Annotated in this window: 25 protein-coding genes, 2 tRNA genes and 1 other RNA gene; 14 read left to right on the forward strand and 14 right to left on the reverse strand. The window is 53.8% G+C overall.

The features are described from left to right. Complete coding sequence (locus ACJTMZ_RS05135; protein WP_017384744.1) at positions 1-579, forward strand: YceI family protein; 579 nt, start codon at positions 1-3, stop codon at positions 577-579. Positions 580-617: 38 nt separating this feature from the next. Here the strand turns inward: ACJTMZ_RS05135 and ACJTMZ_RS05140 are convergent, their stop codons facing one another. Then, the gene (locus tag ACJTMZ_RS05140; RefSeq protein WP_015570841.1) at positions 618-1667 is read right to left on the reverse strand and encodes a rhodanese-related sulfurtransferase; all 1050 of its coding nucleotides are present in this window, start codon (positions 1665-1667) and stop codon (positions 618-620) included. Positions 1668-1885: 218 nt separating this feature from the next. Here ACJTMZ_RS05140 and ACJTMZ_RS05145 point away from each other — a divergent pair, with 218 nt between their 5' ends. The 3 genes from ACJTMZ_RS05145 to ACJTMZ_RS05155 all read left to right on the forward strand — a co-directional run bounded on the left by ACJTMZ_RS05145 (position 1886) and on the right by ACJTMZ_RS05155 (position 4643). After that, positions 1886-2812 (forward strand): Kdo(2)-lipid IV(A) acyltransferase, encoded by a 927-nt coding sequence (locus ACJTMZ_RS05145; RefSeq protein ID WP_017693649.1) that lies wholly within the window; start codon positions 1886-1888, stop codon positions 2810-2812. A 141-nt stretch (positions 2813-2953) separates the two neighbouring features. Beyond that, positions 2954-4189 (forward strand): multidrug efflux MFS transporter MdtG, encoded by a 1236-nt coding sequence (mdtG, locus tag ACJTMZ_RS05150; protein WP_017693650.1) that lies wholly within the window; start codon positions 2954-2956, stop codon positions 4187-4189. A gap of 79 nt (positions 4190-4268) precedes the next feature. Beyond that, a complete protein-coding gene (locus tag ACJTMZ_RS05155; RefSeq protein WP_015570844.1) occupies positions 4269-4643 on the forward strand; it encodes a MysB family protein in 375 nt (124 codons plus the stop codon). Between the two features lie 7 nt (positions 4644-4650). On the opposite strand, the gene ACJTMZ_RS05160 is transcribed toward ACJTMZ_RS05155, so the two are convergent. From ACJTMZ_RS05160 to mdoG, 3 genes are all read right to left on the reverse strand, one after another. Next, positions 4651-4878, reverse strand: a complete 228-nt coding sequence (locus ACJTMZ_RS05160; RefSeq protein WP_003858030.1) for a YceK/YidQ family lipoprotein — start codon at positions 4876-4878, stop codon at positions 4651-4653. An 84-nt stretch (positions 4879-4962) separates the two neighbouring features. Next, positions 4963-7491 (reverse strand): glucans biosynthesis glucosyltransferase MdoH, encoded by a 2529-nt coding sequence (mdoH, locus tag ACJTMZ_RS05165; protein WP_003858032.1) that lies wholly within the window; start codon positions 7489-7491, stop codon positions 4963-4965. Further along, a complete protein-coding gene (gene mdoG, locus ACJTMZ_RS05170) occupies positions 7484-9037 on the reverse strand; it encodes a glucans biosynthesis protein MdoG (protein ID WP_015570847.1) in 1554 nt (517 codons plus the stop codon). The genes mdoH and mdoG overlap by 8 nt, the downstream gene beginning before the upstream one ends. A 255-nt stretch (positions 9038-9292) precedes the next feature. On the opposite strand from mdoG, the gene mdoC reads away from it, so the two are divergent. Next, complete coding sequence (gene mdoC / locus ACJTMZ_RS05175; protein ID WP_017384749.1) at positions 9293-10432, forward strand: glucans biosynthesis protein MdoC; 1140 nt, start codon at positions 9293-9295, stop codon at positions 10430-10432. Between the two features lie 41 nt (positions 10433-10473). Here mdoC and ymdB read toward each other — a convergent pair whose 3' ends face one another. The 5 genes from ymdB to csgB form a co-directional block, all read right to left on the reverse strand. Further along, positions 10474-11010, reverse strand: a complete 537-nt coding sequence (ymdB, locus tag ACJTMZ_RS05180; protein ID WP_015570849.1) for an O-acetyl-ADP-ribose deacetylase — start codon at positions 11008-11010, stop codon at positions 10474-10476. 80 nt (positions 11011-11090) lie between these two features. After that, a complete protein-coding gene (locus ACJTMZ_RS05185) occupies positions 11091-11411 on the reverse strand; it encodes a type 1 fimbrial protein (RefSeq protein WP_017384751.1) in 321 nt (106 codons plus the stop codon). A gap of 153 nt (positions 11412-11564) precedes the next feature. Then, on the reverse strand, positions 11565-11897 hold the full coding sequence (csgC, locus tag ACJTMZ_RS05190) for a curli assembly chaperone CsgC (RefSeq protein ID WP_017384752.1): 333 nt from the start codon (positions 11895-11897) through the stop codon (positions 11565-11567). 56 nt (positions 11898-11953) lie between these two features. Further along, complete coding sequence (gene csgA / locus ACJTMZ_RS05195; protein WP_003858043.1) at positions 11954-12409, reverse strand: curli major subunit CsgA; 456 nt, start codon at positions 12407-12409, stop codon at positions 11954-11956. A gap of 39 nt (positions 12410-12448) precedes the next feature. Then, entirely contained in the window at positions 12449-12904 is a 456-nt protein-coding gene (csgB, locus tag ACJTMZ_RS05200) for a curli minor subunit CsgB (protein ID WP_017384753.1), read from the reverse strand. A 743-nt stretch (positions 12905-13647) separates the two neighbouring features. Between csgB and csgD the strand changes: the two genes are divergently transcribed. The 4 genes from csgD to csgG are packed head-to-tail and all read left to right on the forward strand — an operon-like array spanning position 13648 to position 15995. After that, positions 13648-14298 carry a biofilm master transcriptional regulator CsgD gene (csgD, locus tag ACJTMZ_RS05205; RefSeq protein WP_017384754.1) on the forward strand — a complete coding sequence of 217 codons (651 nt, stop codon included), beginning with the start codon at positions 13648-13650 and terminating at the stop codon, positions 14296-14298. A gap of 4 nt (positions 14299-14302) precedes the next feature. Continuing rightward, positions 14303-14692 (forward strand): curli production assembly/transport protein CsgE, encoded by a 390-nt coding sequence (gene csgE, locus ACJTMZ_RS05210; RefSeq protein ID WP_017384755.1) that lies wholly within the window; start codon positions 14303-14305, stop codon positions 14690-14692. 26 nt (positions 14693-14718) lie between these two features. Continuing rightward, positions 14719-15135 carry a curli production assembly/transport protein CsgF gene (csgF, locus tag ACJTMZ_RS05215; protein ID WP_003858054.1) on the forward strand — a complete coding sequence of 139 codons (417 nt, stop codon included), beginning with the start codon at positions 14719-14721 and terminating at the stop codon, positions 15133-15135. Between the two features lie 26 nt (positions 15136-15161). Further along, the gene (gene csgG, locus ACJTMZ_RS05220) at positions 15162-15995 is read left to right on the forward strand and encodes a curli production assembly/transport protein CsgG (protein ID WP_003858055.1); all 834 of its coding nucleotides are present in this window, start codon (positions 15162-15164) and stop codon (positions 15993-15995) included. 44 nt (positions 15996-16039) lie between these two features. On the opposite strand, the gene ACJTMZ_RS05225 is transcribed toward csgG, so the two are convergent. The 4 genes from ACJTMZ_RS05225 to ghrA form a co-directional block, all read right to left on the reverse strand. Further along, positions 16040-16522 carry a DUF1097 domain-containing protein gene (locus ACJTMZ_RS05225; protein WP_072204616.1) on the reverse strand — a complete coding sequence of 161 codons (483 nt, stop codon included), beginning with the start codon at positions 16520-16522 and terminating at the stop codon, positions 16040-16042. 96 nt (positions 16523-16618) lie between these two features. Further along, positions 16619-17173, reverse strand: coding sequence for a molecular chaperone (locus tag ACJTMZ_RS05230; protein WP_023296296.1), 555 nt, complete (start codon positions 17171-17173; stop codon positions 16619-16621). 19 nt (positions 17174-17192) lie between these two features. Beyond that, positions 17193-17930 carry a phosphatase gene (locus ACJTMZ_RS05235; protein WP_063859309.1) on the reverse strand — a complete coding sequence of 246 codons (738 nt, stop codon included), beginning with the start codon at positions 17928-17930 and terminating at the stop codon, positions 17193-17195. Between the two features lie 83 nt (positions 17931-18013). Beyond that, on the reverse strand, positions 18014-18952 hold the full coding sequence (ghrA, locus tag ACJTMZ_RS05240) for a glyoxylate/hydroxypyruvate reductase GhrA (RefSeq protein ID WP_252010826.1): 939 nt from the start codon (positions 18950-18952) through the stop codon (positions 18014-18016). Positions 18953-19181: 229 nt separating this feature from the next. Between ghrA and ACJTMZ_RS05245 the strand changes: the two genes are divergently transcribed. Together ACJTMZ_RS05245 and ACJTMZ_RS05250 are read left to right on the forward strand one after the other, a co-directional pair. Beyond that, positions 19182-19269 (forward strand) — tRNA-Ser (locus tag ACJTMZ_RS05245). A 44-nt stretch (positions 19270-19313) separates the two neighbouring features. Next, positions 19314-19450: non-coding RNA, RtT sRNA (locus ACJTMZ_RS05250), on the forward strand. 120 nt (positions 19451-19570) lie between these two features. On the opposite strand, the gene ACJTMZ_RS05255 is transcribed toward ACJTMZ_RS05250, so the two are convergent. Beyond that, on the reverse strand, positions 19571-20476 hold the full coding sequence (locus ACJTMZ_RS05255) for a LysR family transcriptional regulator (RefSeq protein WP_015570854.1): 906 nt from the start codon (positions 20474-20476) through the stop codon (positions 19571-19573). 109 nt (positions 20477-20585) lie between these two features. On the opposite strand from ACJTMZ_RS05255, the gene ACJTMZ_RS05260 reads away from it, so the two are divergent. The 3 genes from ACJTMZ_RS05260 to ACJTMZ_RS05270 all read left to right on the forward strand — a co-directional run bounded on the left by ACJTMZ_RS05260 (position 20586) and on the right by ACJTMZ_RS05270 (position 22368). Further along, the gene (locus tag ACJTMZ_RS05260) at positions 20586-21446 is read left to right on the forward strand and encodes a pirin family protein (RefSeq protein WP_032670925.1); all 861 of its coding nucleotides are present in this window, start codon (positions 20586-20588) and stop codon (positions 21444-21446) included. A gap of 19 nt (positions 21447-21465) precedes the next feature. Continuing rightward, positions 21466-22143 (forward strand): isochorismatase family protein, encoded by a 678-nt coding sequence (locus ACJTMZ_RS05265; RefSeq protein WP_003858068.1) that lies wholly within the window; start codon positions 21466-21468, stop codon positions 22141-22143. A gap of 137 nt (positions 22144-22280) precedes the next feature. Next, positions 22281-22368 (forward strand) — tRNA-Ser (locus ACJTMZ_RS05270). Positions 22369-22485 lie beyond the last annotated feature (117 nt).

The raw sequence follows: 22485 nt of genomic DNA on the forward strand, positions 1-22485 counted from the left end.
ATGAAAAAACGCCTGTTGGGTATCGCATTAGGTTCGCTGCTATTTACCACCGGTTCGGCCATTGCCGCTGACTATAAAATTGATAAGGAGGGCCAGCATGCCTTTGTCAATTTCCGTATTCAGCATCTGGGTTACAGCTGGTTATATGGCACATTCAATGATTTCGATGGCACATTTACTTTCGACGAGAAAAACCCTGCTGCCGATAAAGTGAACGTCACCATTAATACCAACAGCGTCGACACTAATCACGCCGAGCGTGATAAACATCTGCGCAGCGCTGAATTTCTGAACGTGGGCAAATTCCCGCAAGCTACTTTCGCGTCGACAGAGGTGAAGAAAGACGGTGATAAGCTCGCTATTACCGGTAATCTGACGCTGAACGGCGTAACAAAACCGGTCACACTGGATGCCAAATTAATTGGACAGGGCGACGATCCGTGGGGTGGCAAACGTGCTGGCTTTGAAGCCGCAGGCAAAATTCATCTGAAAGATTTTAATATCACCACGGATTTAGGCCCGGCATCGCAGGATGTTGAGTTGATTATTTCGGTGGAAGGCGTTCAGCAGAAGTCATAAAACAGGCCCGGCAGGCTTTCGCGCCGCCGGGCAGTGTTTTACTCCGGGTCCGGAATACCCAGTTTGGTATTCAGTCGGCCCCGGGATTTATTAAAGATCTTATTCCCGTTCTCGCGTCCGGCACGGCGACGACGTTGCTCTTCTTCAGGCAAGATACTCTCTTCACTGCACAGCTCGCTACAGCAGCCATTAAACTTCTCGGCACATGCAGGGCACTGAATAAACAGCAGATGACATCCGTCGTTTTTGCAGTTGGTATGCGTATCGCACGGCGTACCGCACTGGTGGCAGTGCGCGATCACGTCCTCTGAAATTCGCTCGCCCATACGCTCGTCAAACACAAAGTTCTTACCGATAAAACGCACCGGTAAACCCTGCTCACGGGCGCGACGGGCATACTCAATGATCCCACCCTCAATGTGCCAGACTTTATTAAACCCGTTGTGCTTCATCCAGGCGCTGGCTTTTTCACAGCGGATCCCCCCGGTGCAGTACATAACGATCTTTTTGTCTTTATGCTCCTGCATCATCTCAACGGCTTTTGGCAGTTGCTCGCGGAAGGTGTCGGCAGGAATTTCCATCGCATTCTCGAAGTGCCCCACTTCATATTCGTAGTGGTTACGCATATCAATGAACACCGCATCCGGATCGTCGAGCATCGCGTTCACTTCAGCGGCCTTCAGGTACTCCCCCACATTAGCGGCATTGAAGCTCGGATCGTCAATGCCATCCGCCACAATACGCTCGCGCACCTTCATGCGCAGCACCCAGAATGATTTACCGTCATCATCCAGCGCAATGTTCAGGCGTAAGCCGTTAAGCGCCGGATCAAACCCGTAAAGGAGGTCGCGGAAGGCGCTGACCTTGCTTTCCGGCACGCTGATCTGCGCGTTAATCCCCTCACGCGCCAGATAGACGCGACCAAACACGTTCAGGGCGGTAAAAGCCTGGTAAAGCGCATCGCGGGTCGCCTGGGGATCATCGATGGTGAAATACTTATAGAAAGAGATCGTTGTGCGCGGTTCGGTTTCGGCCAACATACGCGCTTTCAACATCTCATTCGAAACGCGGTTGTGTAACACTGGCATGGTGTACAAGTCCTGCAATCGTTGAGAAATAAAAATCGGTCGGCATGATATAGCAAACAAAGACAATTTACATCCACACAATTTACGCTACATTTCAGTCAACCTGATTAATCAGACTTAACATTTGCATATTCTTTCATGTTTCGATGACAGACATTTTGGCTATGCCTTAAAAAATGAGACAATATCCTTTCAGGACGTTAGAACACAGGACAGACATGACCCAGTTACCGAAATTTACTGCCGCGCTTTTGCATCCCCGCTATTGGTTAACATGGTCAGGCATTGGCTTGTTGTGGCTAATTGTACAGCTGCCTTATCCCGTCATTTTCCGCATGGGTAAAGGACTGGGCCGCATTGCTCAGCAGTTTATGAAGCGTCGCGCCAGGATCGCGTATCGTAACCTTGAGCTTTGTTTTCCTCAGATGAGTGAATCTGAGCGCCACGACATGGTGATTAAAAACTTCGAATCTGTCGGCATGGGGCTGATGGAGACCGGTATGGCCTGGTTCTGGTCGGATAAACGCATGGCGCGCTGGACGGAAGTGGCCGGGACCGGCATGGAGCCGGTGCATACTCTTCAGGCCAACCAGACTGGCGTCCTGCTGATTGGCGTTCATTTCCTGACGCTCGAAATTGGCGCGCGCATGTTCGGCATGCAGGCGCCGGGTATAGGCGTTTATCGTCCTAACGATAATCCGGTGATCGATTTGATCCAGACCAACGGACGCATGCGCTCCAATAAAAGCATGATCGATCGCAAAGACCTGAAAGGGATGATCCGCGCCCTGAAAGCAGGTGAAGTGGTCTGGTATGCCCCGGATCATGACTATGGCCCGCAATCCAGCGTGTTTGTCCCGTTCTTTGCGGTGGAAGATGCAGCGACGACCACCGGGACCTGGATGCTGGCGCGGATGTCCAAAGCGGCTATCGTGCCGTTTGTGCCGCGCCGTAAACCAGACGGTTCAGGCTATCAGCTCATCATGCTGGAGCCGGAACTCGCGCCACCGCTGATTGATGCAGAAACCACCGCCCGCTGGATGAACGGCGTTGTCGAGAAATGCATTATGCTCGCGCCGGAGCAGTACATGTGGCTGCATCGCCGCTTTAAAACCCGGCCTCAGGGCGTCCCTTCCCGGTATTAACCTGCGTGCGGCCTTCCGGGCCGCATGTTGTTTTAGCTTTAAAAGCTCCCCGTCATTGCGGCAATCATACCCCGGGCGCATAATTAGCAGGCTTATTACCTCACTGTTCACGGTGCCCTGCACCTCATTATGCGGATAGTTATGTCCCCCACAGATGCTCCCATAAACTGGAAACGTAACCTGACGGTTGCGTGGCTGGGTTGTTTTCTTACTGGCGCCGCCTTTAGCCTGGTGATGCCCTTCCTGCCCCTCTACGTTGAACAGCTCGGCGTCACCGGACATAGCGCCCTGAATATGTGGTCCGGCCTGGTGTTCAGCATTACGTTCCTGTTCTCCGCCATTGCGTCGCCTTTCTGGGGTGGGCTGGCGGATCGCAAAGGCCGCAAAATTATGCTGCTGCGCTCCGCGCTCGGCATGGCGATCATTATGCTGCTGATGGGGGTGGCGCAGAATGTCTGGCAGTTCCTGATACTACGCGCGCTTCTGGGCCTGCTCGGGGGATTTATCCCTAACGCCAACGCCCTAATCGCCACCCAAATCCCGCGCCAGAAAAGCGGCTGGGCGTTGGGCACGCTATCCACTGGCGGCGTAAGCGGCGCACTGCTGGGCCCACTGGCGGGCGGGCTGCTGGCCGACCACTACGGACTGCGGCCGGTATTCTTCATTACCGCCAGCGTGCTGTTCCTCTGCTTCCTGGTGACGCTTATCTGTATCCGCGAGAATTTCACGCCCGTGGCCAAAAAAGAGATGCTGCACGCCCGGGATGTGCTGGCCTCGCTGAAAAACCCAAAGCTGGTGCTGAGCCTGTTTGTAACCACCATGATTATCCAGGTGGCCACCGGTTCAATCGCGCCTATACTGACGCTCTACGTACGCGACCTGGCGGGAAACGTCAGTAATATCGCCTTTATCAGCGGCCTAATCGCCTCTGTTCCCGGCGTGGCGGCGCTACTGAGCGCGCCGAGGCTCGGCAAGCTGGGAGACCGTATCGGCCCGGAAAAGATCCTGATCTGCGCCCTGATCGTCTCCGTCCTGCTGCTGATCCCCATGGCGTTGGTGCAGTCTCCGTGGCAGCTCGGCGTCCTGCGCTTCCTGCTGGGGGCTGCGGATGGTGCGCTACTCCCGGCTGTACAGACGCTGCTGGTCTATAACTCCACCAACCAGATAGCCGGTCGTATTTTCAGTTATAACCAGTCGTTTCGCGATCTGGGTAACGTCACCGGACCGCTGGTCGGCGCGGGGATTTCGGCCAGCTTCGGTTTCCGGGCGGTCTTTATCGTGACGGCAGGCGTCGTGCTGTTCAACGCCGTTTATTCGTGGCTCAGCTTATCCCGGGCGCTTCGCCCGGCGCGAATAAGACCACATCGTGACGGCTAATTTTCGCATTCATACTTGCAAAATCACATAATCAGCTATTCTTTCCCTGAATACCTTCACGAAAAACAGGGAGACACCAATGACCATGTACGCCACGCTGGAAGAAGCAATTGATGCCGCTCGCGAAGAGTTCCTCGCCGATAATCCCGGCGTTGAGGAAGAAGATGCTGACGTGCAACAACTCAATATCCAAAAATACGTCCTACAGGACGGCGATATTATGTGGCAGGCCGAATTCTTTGCTGATGAAGGTGAAGATGGTGAATGTCTGCCGATACTCAGTGGTGAAGGTGCGCAGGCGGTATTCGACGGCGACTATGACGAAATTGAGTTACGTCAGGAGTGGCTGGAAGAAAATACGCTGCACGAATGGGACGAAGGTGAGTTTCAGCTCGAACCGCCGCTGGATACCGAAGAGGGTCAGGCCGCAGCGGACGAATGGGACGAGCGATAAGTCACCGCTACTCGTAGGGGCCGTGGCTGGCATCGATGGGCAGCAGTAGCGTGTCGAAAATCAGAGAAAACGGCAGATCGAGCACGGTGAGATAGCGCCATGCGGAATCACGGACATCCCACTGTACGCCGGGGTAGTACTGATTCCCGTGGCCCTGCCCGGGGATGGTGCGGCTGATAATGCTGCCGCAACCGCTGAGCAGGCATGCCATCATGACGACAATGATTACTTTCATTTCTGACCTCTAAAAAAATACCGGCGATTAAGCCGGTATTTTATTTGGCGGGTGGCGCTTCGCTTACCCGCCCTACTTAACAACTTACTTCGCCTTCAGGGCCAGCGGATTGAGCTTCACGTCCTTGTAGTAGTTCACCCACGAAGAGTATCTCTCCGGAGAGGACCACACGCGGTAGTGAAGCCGTGCCATCGTCACCGGATCGCTCAACAACACCAGACGACGGTCGCGGTTAAGCTTTTCTGGCGTCTCGTTCAGCGCCTGCTCAACGTGGCGATCGCGGGCGATCTCCAGCACCTGGCTGGCGCGGTGACGCGCCGTCGCCATCGCGGTTGCCAGCGCGTTGAATGACGGGTTAAACACGGCATGCATAAAGCCATCATCCAGCGTGCGTTTGCGGTTCTGCTCCAGATAGGTATCGGTATCCACCAGCACCTGCGGCGGAGAATACTCTTCCGGGATCAGGAACAGCTTCCAGCGTTTGGTACGCAGGCCCACCGTGGAACGGCTGGAGATCACCGATACAAACGGCGACAGGATCAGCGAGAACACAATCGGCGCAAGCCAGAACAGGAAACGCAGATCCAGCCAGGCCATACCAACGGCCCACACCAGGCCCAGCAGCAGCTGAGAGCCGTGGCGCATAAAGGCTTCACTCCACGGCGTAGAGTCATCGTCACGCTGCGGTGAATTCCACACCACTTCCCATCCCAGGAACGCGCTCACCACAAACACCGTATGGAACAGCATACGCACCGGCGCCAGCAGGACCGAGAACAGCACTTCCAGCAGCAGTGAAAGGGTCACGCGGCAGAAACCACCGTACTCCTTCGAACCTTTGCACCAGATCAGAATGATACTGAGCAGCTTAGGCAGGAACAGCAGCACCATGGTCGACGCGAACAGCGCGATCGCAAGCTCCGGACGCCACTGCGGCCACACCGGGAACAGCTGGCGCGGTTGCAGGAAATACTGCGGCTCCGTCAGGGCATGCACAACCTGCAACGCGGTTGAGAGCGCCAGGAACATAAACCACAGCGGCGCAGACAGATAGGACATAACGCCCGTCAGGAACACCGCACGGTGAACAGGGTGCATCCCTTTCACCAGGAACAGGCGGAAGTTCATCAGGTTACCGTGACACCAGCGGCGGTCGCGTTTGAGCTCATCCAGCAGGTTCGGCGGCAGCTCTTCATACGAGCCAGGCAGATCGTAGGCAATCCAGACGCCCCACCCTGCGCGACGCATCAGCGCAGCTTCCACAAAGTCATGCGACAGAATGGACCCGGCAAACGACCCTTCACCCGGCAGCGGCGCCAGGGCGCAGTGCTCGATGAATGGCTTCACGCGGATAATGGCGTTGTGGCCCCAGTAGTGGGATTCACCCAACTGCCAGAAGTGCAGACCGGCAGTAAACAGCGGCCCGTAGACGCGGGTCGCAAACTGCTGGCAGCGCGCATACAGCGTGTCCATACCGGACGCTTTTGGCGAGGACTGAATAATTCCCGCGTTCGGGTTGGCTTCCATCAGACGGACCAGCCCGCTCAGGCAGTCGCCGCTCATCACGGAGTCTGCATCCAGTACCACCATGTAGCTGTACTGGTTACCCCAGCGACGACAGAAGTCATCGATGTTTCCGCTCTTACGCTTAACACGCCGACGACGACGACGGTAGAAGATCTGCCCTTCGCCCTGCACCTCGGCAATCAACTCCATCCAGGCTTTTTGCTCCGCCACGCAGATATCCGGATTGTAGCTGTCGCTCAGGATATAGACGTCGAAATGCGCCGCGTTACCGGTCGCCTTCACGGACTCCCAGGTAGCACGCAGCCCGGCGAATACGCGGTCAACGTCTTCGTTACAGATAGGCATGATCAGCGCGGTACGGTGCTCAGGATTGAGGGGCTCATCCCCGACCGTCGACGCGGAAATGCTGTATTTGTCACGCCCCATCAGCAGTTGCAGGAAGCCCATCAGCGCCGTCCAGAACCCGGCAGAGACCCAACAGAACAGCACCGCGAACAGCAGAAGAATGCCGCTCTGTAAAATATACGGCAGCAGCTGCATGAAGGAGACCCAGATATCCTGGCCAATCATGTCAGCAGGGTTAATCAACGCCCAGCCCTGGTACGGCAGAATGGTTTTCATGTACCAGGTGGCGACAACCGTCTGCGCCAGCGTCAGCAGCAGCAGAATGTAACGACGAATCGTTCCCACGGTACGCCATTTCTGCTCGGATGCCTGCTGTTCTTTGGTCAGACGTGACAGATAGCGCGGCGTCACGTCACGCCCACGCAGGCGATCCCAGAAGCGGCCCACCGGGTTGGTGCGCCACGGATCGGGGAACATGGAGGAACGCGTGGCCTTCGGCATCGCCTGTAGCTGGTCACGCCCTTCGTCATCCTTGATTAGCTGCCCTTCTGCCAGCGAGTCCGGCCATGCCTGCTCCAGACGTGCCTTCACTGACCCCAGCGGCGTATCATCATCACGGGAAAAGTGACGATGTTCACCATCCAGCGCGGTGTGAACCGCGCGGATGTCGCTCGCAGGGAGTGCCGCTTTTTCAATGTCCGTCAGCGGCATGGCATCAATATATTCAGATGTATTATTCATTGGCAGGTAGCTGATAGCTCCAGGTTTCACTCAGCGGCTTATCGTTACTGACCAGCGCAGCGCGCATTTCAGTGGTCTGTTTCGGATCTTTCACCTTCACGCGCAGGGTCAAACGCCACCCTTTGGTGACCGGGTTGTAACGCACGGCGTTCTCAACGATTTCACCGTTATCGCCAATGCTGGCCTGTGCCGTCACGGCAGTATCCGGGGCCAGTTTTTTCATATCCTGCCCGGTGAAGTCCACGATAAATGCCAGCGTGCCATCCGGCTGACGAATCAGGTTGGACTGCTTCACGTCACCCGTCGAACGACGCGTCTGCATTACATACGCGTTATCCGGTGCGTGCAGTTTGTCTTCGTCACGGCTGAAGGTGATCGCATACTTGAAGTTCATCTCTTTACCGGCTTCCGGCAGCTGATCCGGTGTCCAGTACGCCACAATGTTATCGTTGGTTTCATCGTTAGTTGGAATTTCAACCAGCTCAACCTTGCCTTTACCCCAGTCGCCTTTCGGCGTAACCCAGGCGCTTGGACGCAGATCGTAGCGGTCATCCAGATCTTCAAAGCGGGAGAACTGACGGCCACGTTGCAGCAGACCAAAGCCCTGCGGGTTTTCCATCGCAAAGCTGCTGACGGCGAGGTGTTTCGGGTTGTTCAGCGGACGCCAGATCCACTCGCCGTTACCCGCATGAATGGAGAGGCCATTGGAATCATGCAGTTCAGGACGGAAATTGGTCGCCGGAGAGGGCTGGTTCGGCCCGAACAGGAACATGCTGGTCAGCGGCGCGACGCCCAGTTTGCCCACTTTATCGCGCAGGTAAACTTTAGACTGTACGTCAACCACCGTGTCACGCCCTGGCATGATCACGAAGCGATAAGCGCCTGTCGCACGAGGGGAGTCCAGCAGCGCATAAATTGTCAGACGTTTGTCGGTTGGTTTTGGACGTTCGATCCAGAACTCGCGAAAACGTGGAAATTCTTCACCTGATGGCAGCGCGGTATCAATTGCCAGACCGCGCGCAGAAAGCCCGTACACCTGCCCCGCGCCAATCACGCGGAAGTAGCTGGCGCCAAGCATGCTGACGATTTCGTCGTTTTTATCTTTGCTGTTAATCGGATAAAGCACCTTGAAGCCTGCGAAGCCGAGGTCTTTTACCGTGTCTTTATCGTGTTGCACATCGCCAAAATTGAAATAATCCGGGCTGTACTTGATTTTGCGTACCGCGGTCGCCGTCACTTCGTTGATGGCAACCGGCGTGTCGAAGTACATACCCTGGTGGTAAAATTCAAGCTTGAACGGGGTTTTAATATTGTTCCAGTACGCTTTATCGTGATTGAACTGGATCTGCTGATAGTCCGCGTATTTCATGTCGCGGAAAACGGAGGGCAGGTTACTTTTTGGCGCTTCGTAGCTCTTGCCCGCCATCGATTTAGCCTGTTTTGCGACATCATCGATGTTAAAGGCCAGTGCAGATGAGGTATACAGTGACAACAGCACTGCTACACCCAACCAACGCATTTTCATCATTTGTGGTTTATGTTTCATAATAAGTAAGCACTTCCCCCTTTGTGTGCTTATATCGATCCGATCCATTTTAATGGAAACTCAGGCAATCCGACAACATTATCACTGCTTTGTTCAGCTCGCTGGCTCATGGATTAAGCAAATGAAAGAACCCGCTTTTCACTTTGCGTGCTTATCCTGGAGACAGGGTGTCGGTCTTGGTGTAGGGTTGGCTCCGAATGTAACCATTATGAGCCTTAGGGATAAGGCGAAAAGTCTGAGAATGCGCAAAGTTATATGAGCACAACCCCTGTACAACGTGAATATTTCCTCGACTCGATCCGCGCATGGCTCATGCTATTGGGGATCCCTTTTCATATTTCACTGATCTATTCCAGCCACACCTGGCACGTGAACAGCCAGATGCCCTCCTGGTGGCTGACGCTGTTTAATGATTTTATCCATGCCTTCCGCATGCAGGTGTTTTTTGTCATTTCCGGTTATTTCTCTTATATGCTCTTCTTGCGCTATCCCCTCAAACGATGGTGGAAAGTGCGCGTGGAGCGCGTGGGCATACCGATGTTGACGGCCATTCCGCTGCTGACGCTGCCGCAGTTCATCATGTTGCAGCATGTTAAAGGCAAGGCGGAAAACTGGCCGAATCTCTCCTTCTATGAGAAATACAATACCCTGGTCTGGGAGCTGATTTCCCACCTCTGGTTCCTGCTGGTACTGGTGGTGCTAACCACGGTGAGTTTGTTGATCTTCAGCCAGCTGCGCCAGCGCGCGAGCACCGCATCCTCGACCTTCTTCGCCAACATCACCCTGGGCAAGCTGTCTCTGCTGTTTCTTGCGCTGGGGGTCGCGTATGCCGCCGTCAGGCGTACCCTGCTCATTGTCTACCCTCCCATTCTGAGCGATGGGCTGTTTAATTTCGTGGTGATGCAGACCCTGTTCTACATTCCCTTCTTCCTGATTGGGGCGCTGGCATTTATTCATCCCCGGCTTAAAGCGCTGTTTACCACCCCCTCCCCCTGGTGTGCGGTGGGTGCTGCGCTGGCCTTTGCCGCCTATCTTCTCAATCAGCGCTATGGCAGCGGGGACGCGTGGATGTATGAGACAGAGAGCGTGATAACGATGCTGATGGGCCTGTGGATGGTTAACGTGGTGTTCGCCCTTGGCCATCGTCTGCTGAATTTTAAATCCAGTCGCGTCACCTATTTCGTTAATGCTTCGCTGTTTATCTACCTGGTTCACCATCCGCTGACGCTGTTTTTCGGGGCGTACATAACGCCGCATATCGCCTCGAATGCGCTGGGCTTCTTCACCGGCCTGGTCTTTGTGGTTGGCATTGCCATCGTGTTGTATGAAATCCATCTGCGGATCCCGCTTTTGCGTTTCCTGTTCTCAGGCAAACCTCAGGTTAAAGCGGGATAACAAAACGGCGCCTCCAGGGCGCCGTTTTTGCACTTCAGACATCAAAATGCCTGGCTGCGCGCGGTCAAAATCCGCTGATACAGGTCGGCGGTGTGCTCATCGAAACAGACAAAAATGACTTTTTCCGGCATGGGTTTGAGGGAAAGGTAGTGATAAACGGTATTCACGGCGATTGTAGCTGCCGCTTCCTTTGGATAACCGTACACGCCGGTGCTAATGGCGGGGAACGCCATGGTCTTATACCCGTTATCCGCCGCAAGCCGCAGGCAGTTCCGATACGCCTGCTCCAGAATCTCAGCCTCATGGCGGTCGCCACCGTGCCAGACGGGTCCAACGGTATGGATCACCGCTTTGGCCGGGAGATCGCCTGCAAGCGTAATAACAGCATGCCCCGGCGGGCACTCTCCCTGCTGCTGACGCACGGTTTTGCATGCTTCAAGGAGTTGAGGGCCTGCGGCCCGGTGAATGGCACCGTCCACCCCGCCCCCACCCATCAGGGAGGAATTGGCTGCGTTGACGATCACGTCAACGTGTACCGTCGTGATATCGCCATGAATAACGTCGATTTGCGGTCTCATAAACACCCTCTGCAACCCGCCTTTTTCATCAGTGTATCGCAGAGGGAGAAGGAGAAAAACTGCCGTGAAAAAAACGTCGGTTATCGGTAATCGACCTGAACGACCGCAAGCGTTTTCTGTTCATTCAGGTATTTCATGCTGACAGCGGCCAGAGCTGAATGAGGATGATGGCCCCGGAGCGCCTCGTCATAACTGATGGTATGCGTTTTCATACGGTTATTTTCCGGACAGGAGATCGCAAACTGCTGATGCCGGGGCGTGACTTCGCACGGGTCAGCGACCACCGCGCCACGAAAATGAATCACCCCACCATTTTCTATAGTTGCTGAATAAGCCGGAGATAAAAAAGAGGACAGGATCAGTCCCAGACCAGAAATAATACACGCTGCGGATTTGAACATTATTTGTACTCCTCAATGAAATTCGTCCTTGAGGGGTAAAAACGCTCCGTTATGACGTATCAATTTAAGCAACCCGATGACTGGGTTCTTGATATCAGCATAGCTTACCTGTGCAGCGCCGCCACTTTATTAAATCATTGATTTCATGAATTATTAAAGCGTACTTACCGGTGCGTTCCACTGCTGTGATAAATGAAGCGATTTTCCATCGGAAACGGTGACGATTATTTTTACCGCATCCCCTGAACGAATATTTAAACTGATTCGCGTTAAATCAATCGGCTGATTAGCGGGTATAAAAAGAGTATTTTTCTGCCGCGATGTACTTTGTCCCGCTTGCCCCTGTCGGACAGATAACACCTCAACCTGACATTCGCAGGCGTCTGCCAGCGTGACCTGAGGAATAATGGTTGTCATATTTGCCTGCTGTGAGGTGCTGAACGTTATCTGGCTGGCAAGCGCAGCAAGGAGAATGAAGGTGCTCATGAGATCCTCCCGAAAAAAAACAGGGCACATGCCCTGTTTTTTGGTACAGAATTGAATCAGTACTGATGTGCGGTCGCGTTGTTGCCAAAGCCAACCTGGTGCACAGTCACCGTTGAGCCGGACGCTGTCTGGTCTACCGCCGCGCCGTTGCCGCCGCCGAACTGTTTCACGTTGATAACAGAGTCTTTGCTATTCCACTGGTCGATGGTGGCGCTGTTACCAAAGCCTTTTTGCAGCAGATCGATAGAACTGTCATCAGAGCCCTGACCAACATCTGCGCCGTTACCGCCACCGTGCTGGGTAATGGTCAATTCAGAATCTCGGGCGTCCGTCTGCAAAGCAAGCGCGGAGTTACCGCCGCCGTACTGGTAAATGCTCAGGGTTGAGTCAGGGCCGTTATTGCCGCCACCCCAGCCACCACCGTGGCCGCCGCCAAATTGTGGTACCGCACCTGCGAAAGCACTGCCAGAAACTACGATTGCTGCAATAACTGCCACTTTGAAAAGTTTCATGGTAAACCCCCATCGGATTGATTAAGGCGTCACACATCGCTAGCGTTGAATAACGCGAATAGCCATTTGCGACTGTCTCTGTACTACAACTGCTGTTTTCTGCGTACCATACTGCGTTATATTCGCCCTGTTACCCGAGCCTTTCTGGATAATCATGGCGGTGTTGCCAAAAGCGCCCTGCTTAATACTCGCATCGTTGCCGTTACCGGTCTGATCGATATAAGCAAGGTTATACGTCCCTGACTGATCAACATGCGCGCGGTTATTCCCGCCCTCTTGGGAAATAATGGACAGCAATTTAGAACCGCCCTGGCGTACATCAGCATTATTACCTGAGCCCTGTTGACCAATAATGGCTGCCTGATTGTATGAAGCTTTACTTAATTCATTTATCGCAAAATTATATTCAGAACTGGCTAAATCTGAATCACCTGCGATTACAAACCCAGGCGCACCCAGTAATGTAAACATCATAAACAACATTTTGTTTTTCATGCTGTCACCCTGGACCTGGCTATAAAATAGGTATGTCTTTACCCGTTAACGCGATTCGTTTTGTTAACGCCGCGTTACGGAAAAGAGTATGTCTGCCGAAACATATTTAATATCTCACCCGTGTGCCTTATTTTTATATGCTCATTCACCTCAAAGTCGTAAATCTCGCCTGAAACGACGCGACACACCACTAATGCAGAAATAAATTCTTGTCTGAGCGTCTGGACAACAGCGAGACAGGCTGTCCAACCTGTACCGGCTTCTACAGACAAACATGGCAATGTCTTTTGCCCGGTGCGTGACACGAAGCAAGTTTTCTTAAGAAAAATTTCCAGCTTAGAGAAGTCTTAACTTTTTAGCTGAGTTCATACTTTTTACCGGCTGGCTTACAATAATTAAAAGCTCAATAATTCAATTCGTTATAATATATTGTATGACTTTCAAAATCTGTGCACGTTTATACACCTGTACAACTTTCCCCTTATCTTAAAATCTATTCACCATGCAAAATACACAACTTAATATCGAATTTTACATTCTATTACATGATTAACACTTGCTTTAAAGTTTGCAATAGCTAGATTGAAAACAGCAGTACGTTATTTGTTTTTAATTTTACCGCCTCCTTTGGAGGAAGGTTTTTTAACTACACACAGCAGTGCCACACCTGTCAGTACTTCTGGTGCCCTTTTCAATAATACGAGGGCAGCTGCCGGGTGTCATAAATAACGTGGGGTTTCATCATGTTTAATGAAGTCCATAGCTTACCCGGTCATACATTATTGTTGATCACAAAACCTTCCCTACAAGCGACAGCGTTATTGCAGCATTTAAAACAATGCCTCTCGCTTAACGGGAAACTGCATAATATTCAACGTTCTTTTGATGATATCGCTCCTGGCAGCATCATTCTTCTCGATATGATGGAAGCGGATAAAAAACTGGTCCATTACTGGCAGGATAATTTAAGCAGGAAAAACAATAATATCCGCGTATTGTTATTAAATACGCCTGATGAGTATCCTTTCCGCGATATTGAGAGCTGGCCGCATATTAACGGCGTGTTTTACGTCACTGAAGAAGAAAACCGTGTCGTGGAGGGTTTGCAGGGCATATTGCGGGGGGAGTGTTATTTCTCGCAAAAACTGGCCAGCTACCTCATTACCCACTCCGGAAATTATCGCTATAACAGTTCAGAATCTGCACTTCTGACGCACCGTGAGAAAGAGATCCTGAACAAACTGCGTATTGGTGCTTCAAATATTGAAATCGCCCGTTCGTTATTTATCAGCGAAAATACGGTTAAGACGCATCTTTATAATCTTTTCAAAAAGATAGCTGTTAAAAATCGCACGCAGGCGGTGTCGTGGGCAAACGATAACCTCAGGCGTTAATAGCATGAAACGCACCCTAAGTTGGATTGCCGCCGCAGGCATTATGCTTGCTGCCGGAAACCTTCAGGCTGTTGAGGTGGAAGTTCCCGGACTGTTGACCGACCACACCGTCACCTCTGTCGGACACAATTTTTATCGTGCCTTCAGCGATAAGTGGGAAAGCGATTATCCGGGTAACTTAACCATCAACGAACGGCCCAGTGCGCGGTGGGGAAGCTGGATCACAATAACCGCTAATCAGGACGTTATTTACCAGACTTTTTTATTCCCAACGAAAAGAGACTTCGATCAGAACGTCGCTTTCGCGCTGGCACAAACAGAAGAAGCTATTAACCGCCTACAGTTAGACAAAGCCCTTTTGAGCACAGGCGATTTAGCAAAAGATGAGTTCTAGCAACGACACCTATTTCGGAGGCTGTAATGCGTCTCGCACACACAGTGATTTCGTTAATGCTCATTGCGCCGTTGAGCTGGGCCGGAAATATGACATTCCAGTTCCGCAACCCTAATTTTGGCGGCAACCCGAATAACGGAGCCTTTATGCTTAACCAGGCTCAGGCTCAAAACTCCTATAAAGACCCCAGCTATGACGATGATTTCGGTATCGAGACCCCGTCGGCCCTGGATAATTTCACTCAGGCCATCCAGTCGCAAATATTAGGTGGCTTATTAACCAACATTAATACCGGAAAACCCGGCCGGATGGTCACTAACGACTTTATCGTCGATATTGCCAATAAAGATGGGCAGCTTCAGTTAAATGTGACAGACCGAAAAACCGGTAAAACGTCGACAATCCAGGTTTCCGGTTTGCAGACCAGTTCAACTGATTTCTAAACAACCCCGAAATAAGGACAATTATTATGCAGCGCTTTTTTATTTTAGTTGCAGTGTGCTTATTAAGCGGTTGTTTAACTGCCCCGCCAAAAGAAGCCGCTAAACCCACCCTGATGCCCCGTGCCCAGAGCTACCGGGATCTGACGCATCTGCCGGTCCCTACCGGGAAGATATTCGTCTCGGTCTATAACATTCAGGATGAGACGGGCCAGTTCAAACCGTATCCGGCCAGTAACTTCTCGACGGCCGTACCGCAGAGCGCCACCGCGATGCTGGTCACCGCCCTGAAAGATTCTCGCTGGTTTATCCCGCTGGAACGTCAGGGGCTGCAAAACCTGCTTAACGAACGAAAAATCATTCGTGCCGCGCAGGAGAATGGTACCGTTGGCGTCAATAACCGCATGCCGCTACAGTCTCTCACCGCAGCCAATATCATGGTGGAAGGCTCGATTATCGGCTACGAAAGTAACGTGAAATCGGGCGGCGCGGGTGCGCGTTACTTTGGCATCGGGGCCGACACGCAGTATCAGCTGGATCAGATTGCCGTCAACCTGCGCGTGGTTAACGTGAGCACGGGTGAGATATTATCCTCCGTGACCACCAGCAAAACGATTCTCTCTTATGAAGTGCAGGCCGGGGTGTTCCGCTTTATCGATTACCAGCGTCTGCTGGAGGGTGAAATTGGCTATACCTCTAACGAGCCGGTCATGCTGTGTCTAATGTCGGCCATCGAAACCGGCGTGATTTTCCTGATTAATGACGGTATCGATCGCGGCTTGTGGGATCTTCAGAATAAAAGTGACGTGAGTAATGCGGTGCTGGTGAAATACCGTGAGATGTCGGTGCCGCCGGAGTCATAATCGGCGGCGCATAAAAAAGGCGAGATTTCCGTCTCGCCTTTTTTTTATTTGCTTACCGCAGGAACGCTCTGGCTCTTCTCGCGCCGGGCCGCAAGCCAGAGACCGCTGTTCTTCATGGCGTAGCCAAACAGTAATCCCAGCATGAGCGAAGGGACCACCAGCTTCCAGTCCCCCTGCCCTGCAAAGGTCGCACAGGCACCCATGAACGTGCCGGGCACAAAGGACAGCAGCAGATGTTTTGCCTGAACGCACATCAGGAAGGCCACCATACCGGTCATGACGTACCCCAGGATTTCCACATGCGGCGCCAGCGCGCTGCCTTTCATAATGACCAGCGCCCAAATCACACCGCTCATCAGAGTACAGCCGGAGATGAAGAGCCCTTTGAGACCACCCCGCGGGCAGGCGAAATAGGCCGTGCAGCCAAGAAAACCAGCCCAGCTCAACAAGCCGAGAGAGACAGCCACCCACCCCCAGAGGCCGGAGAGGATGCCAGTCGTGATTGCAATACAAAGTAGTATGTTCATGGTGCGCATCTTAGCAGATGCGCACCATAGAAATGAGATCAGAAGCACATTACGTGCAAGTTGAAATGTATCGTTGCAGGATTTTTGTGATTCAAATCACTCTTCGTTCTCTTCTTCCAGCTCGTCCCACATGGCAGCGATGGCGTCACGCGTCAGCGGAGCCAGCGCTCTCCAGAACGGCGAGGTGGCATGGGCTTCAACTTTACCCAGGAAGGTGCCAACCCACGGAAGCAAATACGTTTCGAACAGGGTTTCAATCGCCTCGTTCTCATCATCACCTGCATTATCTTCAATCCAGGAGGCCGCCAGCAGCAGGGTACCGATATGATCGGCAGGCATATCCGTCAGCGGCATGCCCCGTTCTGAAAGAAACGTCCGAACTTCCGCTTCGGTCGCACCTTCCTGCCAGGCAGAACGATACGGCGACACGCGACACTCTTCCCCCACAAACAGCGCGTTGTAATCCGTTGAAATCTGCTGCATATCACAGCTTTTTTGCAAGCGTTCCAGCAACTCATCCTGTTCCAGCGGCCAGCTCTGCGCCAGTTTACCTTCACGAATCAGGGTAAACAGCGGAACCAGCAGCGGATCCTGCGGCTGGCGGTAATATAAGGTGCCCAGCACGCGGCAAAGGATGGAAAACTCATTCATGTTTTTATTCCGTTATTAATTAAAGATCGGCAAATTCATCAATCGGCGCCATGCCGCGCGACTCAAGGAAGTCGAGCATACGACGCGGCGTGACGTTCAGGATCTGTTCTTCCGGGAAATTCACGTCCCGCAATATTTTCAGGCACTCGCTGAAATCACCCAGCGTGAAGGCCGTGTGTGAATCAGAGCCCAGCGCCACCATGCCGCCCGCGTCACGCACGGCCGCCGCCACTTCGCGGCAGTTGGCTTCACTGCCCTTACGCGAGTGAACAAAGGAGGAGTTGTTAATCTCCAGCGCCACACGGTGCTTCGCTGCCGCCTGCGCCACGGCCTGAATATCAATCGGGTATTTCGGATTTCCCGGGTGGCTGATAATGTGCACGTTGCCGCTGGCAATAGTGGCAATCATCGCTGCGGTGTTGGTCTCTTTATCCTGGGGCGCAAAGACCGGCTCGTGGAAGCCGGCGAGGATCAGATCTAACGAGGTCAGCATCGGGCCGGTGCAGTCAATCTCACCGTCAGTATTTTTGATGTTCGCTTCGATGCCGCGCAGTATCCCGATACCGTCCACCAGGCGTGGCCAGATACGCATATTCACAAAATGCCAGTAGTGCGGCGCATCCGCCATATCCGGACCGTGATCGGTTATCGCAAACAGTTGAATGCCTTTCAGCTTCGCCTGAGCGATATAATCATGGAGGTTACTGTAAGCGTGGGTACTGGCGACGGTGTGCATATGCAGGTCAACGGGATACATCTTTCTCTCCTCTGCGGTTTTCCAAAGGATAGCAGTTATCAGCGGCGAATATTAGCAAAAACCCGGCGAACGCCGGGTTTCTCTCAGTAGCCTCGCTGTCTGTCGACCTGTCCGGTCACCGCGTTGCCCTTCTCTATTTCGCTGATGGTATGCGAGATGTACGCCACGGCCTCCGCCGGTCGCGTCACGGCCGCAATATGAGGCGTCATCGCCACGCGCGGATGTGCCCAGAACGGGCTGTCTTTTGGCAGCGGTTCGCGGCTATACACATCCAGCATTGCGCCTTTCAGTTTACCGCTATCCAGCGCTTTCAGCAGATCGTCTTCCACAACGTGTACCCCGCGCGCCAGGTTCATTAAGTAGCTGTCTTCTGCCAACTGGTTGAGGAGCGTGCCATTGATAATGCCGACCGTTTCCGCCGTATTCGGCAGCAGGTTAATGAGGACGCGAGTCCCTTTCAGGAACGCCGGGAGTTCGTCCGTTCCGGCAAAGCTCTCGACGCCTGGATAATCCTTACGGCTCCGGCTCCAGCAGCGCAGTGGGAAGCCCCACGGCGCGAGCGCTTCGGCGACTTTCGAACCCAGTACACCCGCGCCGAGGATGCCGATGGTGAAATCTTCATGCTGATAATCCGGAAGCGGTTCCCAGTGGGATTGCTGTTTAAACGCCTGATAATCGTCGAAACGTCGGAACCAGTGCAGCACCTGGCTCACGGCATATTCCTGCATCTGCTGCCCCATACCGGTATCTTCCAGACGAAACAGGGGAATATCCTCCGGCAGCATTTCAGGGTGTGCCTTCAGCTTACTGAGAATGGAATCCACACCCGCACCAAGAGCAAACACCGCCTTCAAACGGCGTCCCTGAAGCATTTCGACCGGGGGATGCCAGACCAGCGCGTAGTCGGCATGTTCATTATCGCCCTGTTTCCATTCGCGAACGCGTGCGCCAGGCAGTGCCGCCGTGAGCGCGTTAATCCAGTAAGCCGTATCAAAAGTGGGGTGATAGAAGATAATATCCATAGTCATTGCCTTTTATTGCGCTGTTTTATTTTCATTTTCAACTGGCTTGCCAGCATAACAAATTTATCGCTAAACCGCGTTGCTGATAAAAGAGGCGCATTTCGCACATTTCGGAATCAGGTTGCCTGAAGTTTGTCTAAACACGCTAAATTACTGAAAAAGTGGGTTGACGGCAGTACGGCTTTTCCTTACATTAGCGCCCGTCCCGACAACAACGGGATGACAATATGGTGAGGTGTCCGAGTGGCTGAAGGAGCACGCCTGGAAAGTGTGTATACGGCAACGTATCGGGGGTTCGAATCCCCCCCTCACCGCCATATTTGAAGAAGAGCTCGCATGAAAATGCGGGCTTTTTTTTCGCATGTTGCACGCCTTTGGGGGGATGAGAACCCCCGACCGGGGTTCGACAACTGGCGCAGCCAGTTGGACAGACTGAGAGCGTAGCGAACAGGCTGCCCGAAGGGCGAGCGAAGCGAGTCAATCCCCCCCTCACCGCCATATTCAAGACAAGAGCTCGTACGTAAGTACGGGCTTTTTTCTTTTATATTCTCCGTAAGGAGATTCGCTCCCTGCGTTCTTTATGTCGGGTGGCGCTACGCTTACCCGACCTACAAAAAGCTAGTCTTCAACCATCTTTGCATACTCTTCGGTGAGAAAATCCACCAGCGTCCTGACCGATGGCAGCAGGCCGCGCCGGGATGGATACACCGCGTGGATCACTTCCCGTCTGGGTTCCCAGGCATTCAGCACCCGAACAAGTTCACCTGAAGCCAGCTGATCCTTCACCATCAAAATGGGCAGCTGTACCACGCCCACGCCCGCCATCGCCGCCTCCCGCAGCGCCAGCATGTCGGTAGTCACCAGGCGCGGCGTGAAGTGAATTTCTGCCTTTGCGCCCTCCGGCCCGCTCAATTCCCACTTATGCAGGTGCTTGCCCGCCCCCATACTTAACCCCGGCCACTCGCTGAGTTCAGAGGGCATCGCCGGGTTGCCCATCCGTTCAATCAGTGCCGGCCCGGCAACCAGACAGTGCCCCCTGTCCGCCAGCACCCTTAATACCAGATCGCTGTCATCAAACGGGCGCGGACGAACGCGGATCGCCACATCCACCCCCTCCGCCACCAGATCGACCCGGCGGTTGGTGGCTTCGAGCTGGAGGTTGATCCCTGGATAGCGCGCCATAAACCGCGCCAGCATGGGCCCCACGTGAACGTGCAGCAAGGTGACAGGACAGGTGAGCCTGACCATACCGCGCGGCTCAGCCTGTAAAGCAGCCACCGCCTCCTCCGCAGCTTCAGCTTCCACCAGCATGGCTTTACAGTGCTGATAGAACGTCTGCCCCACCTCCGTCACCGCAAACTGCCGCGTGGTACGTTGGATCAACCGAACGCCCAGGCGTTCTTCCAGCTGCGCAATCCGACGGCTCAGTTTCGACTTAGGCTGATCGAGCGCCCGACCCGCCGCCGCAAAGCCACCATGCTCCACCACCTTCACAAACCATACGAAATCATTGAGATCCTGCATACGCCTCTATTGTTCCATTTAAAGAACAGTGAATGTCATTTTTGCTATCTACCGGGATATTAACCCTGAATATAAGCTAATTCCATCAACAGGACATCAGGAGTTAATCATGAAAAACGTAACAGGCGTGTATACCGCACCTCGTCCGCACTGGGTCGGTGACGGTTTTCCGGTTCGTTCGATGTTTTCTTACCAGACGCACGGCGAGCCCCTGAGCCCGTTCCTGCTGCTGGACTACGCCGGACCGCATACCTTCCCGGGGGACGGCGCGAAACGGGGCGTGGGCGAGCACCCTCATCGCGGTTTTGAAACGGTGACCATCGTCTACTCAGGCGAAGTGGAGCACCGTGATTCCACCGGCAGAGGCGGCGTTATTGGCCCAGGCGACGTGCAGTGGATGACGGCAGGCGCAGGCATTTTGCACGAGGAGTTCCACTCCAGCGCGTTTTCGCAGAAAGGCGGTGAACTGAAAATGATGCAGCTGTGGGTCAACCTGCCCGCCAAAGACAAAATGGCGACGCCTGGCTACCAGAGCATCACTCAGGCGGATATCCCGGTGGTCACCCTGCCGGATAACAGCGGAACATTGCGCGTGATTGCTGGCCGTTTTGGAGAGGTAACCGGCCCGGCGCATACCTTCTCACCGCTGAACGTGTGGGATCTCGCGCTGCGCCAGGGTAGCCATCTGACGCTCAATCAGCCCGAAGGCTGGAGCACGGCGCTGGTTGTCGTTGAAGGCAGCGTGACGGTGAACGGCACCACGCCTGCCGGTGAGGCGCAACTGGTCGTGCTGAGTCAGAGCGGTGACAAACTGCATCTCGAAGCCAGCAGCGATGCCAAAGTGCTGCTGATGGCCGGGGAGCCGCTGAATGAACCCATCGTGGGCTATGGCCCGTTTGTGATGAACAGTAAAACCGAAATTGCCGAGGCTATTCGCGATTTCAACTCCGGCCGCTTTGGCCAAATCTAAACGTAATAAGGAGCGCATTATGTCTACCCCTGCAAACTTCAACGGTGCACGTCCCGTTATTGACGTAAACGATGCCGTTATGCTGCTTATCGATCACCAGAGCGGGCTGTTCCAGACCGTAGGAGACATGCCAATGCCTGAGCTGCGCGCCCGTGCAGCAGCGCTGGCAAAAATCGCCTCGCTGGCGAAGATCCCGGTGATCACCACGGCGTCGGTTCCACAGGGACCGAACGGCCCGCTTATCCCGGAGATCCACGCCAACGCGCCGCACGCACAGTATGTGGCACGCAAGGGTGAGATCAACGCCTGGGATAACCCGGAGTTCGTGGCGGCGGTGAAAGCCACCGGGCGCAAAACGCTGATTATCGCGGGGACGATCACCAGCGTCTGCATGGCCTTCCCGTCCATCAGCGCGGTGGCGGACGGATATAAAGTGTTTGCGGTGATTGATGCCTCCGGCACCTACAGCAAAATGGCGCAGGAGATCACCCTGGCGCGCGTAGTGCAGGCAGGCGTGGTGCCGATGGACACGGCTGCTGTTGCTTCCGAAATTCAGCGCACGTGGAACCGTGAAGATGCGGGTGAATGGGCTGAGGTGTACACACACATCTTCCCGGCCTACCAGCTGCTGATCGAAAGCTACAGCAAAGCGCAGGACGTGGTGAAAAATAGCGAAGTGCTCGATTCGCAGCGTTAATCCTGCGCGCTGCGACATAAGCTGATTAAGGCTTAACCGAACAAGCACGAATGCTGAAAATCTGCTTGACCGTTTTAGCGCAACTCCCTATAGTAGCGCCCCGTTGCCCCCCAAGCGGTCAGGCAGCAAAACAATATGGTGAGGTGTCCGAGTGGCTGAAGGAGCACGCCTGGAAAGTGTGTATACGGCAACGTATCGGGGGTTCGAATCCCCCCCTCACCGCCATATTTGAAGAAGAGCTCGCATGAAAATGCGGGCTTTTTTTTCGCATGTCGCACGCCTTTGGGGGGGGATGAGAACCCCCGACCGGGGTTCGACAACTGGCGCAGCCAGTTGGACAGA

Origin of the sequence: Enterobacter sp. DN (assembly GCF_046054285.1) — a bacterium.
In the GTDB taxonomy this organism is placed as follows: domain Bacteria; phylum Pseudomonadota; class Gammaproteobacteria; order Enterobacterales; family Enterobacteriaceae; genus Enterobacter; species Enterobacter hormaechei_C.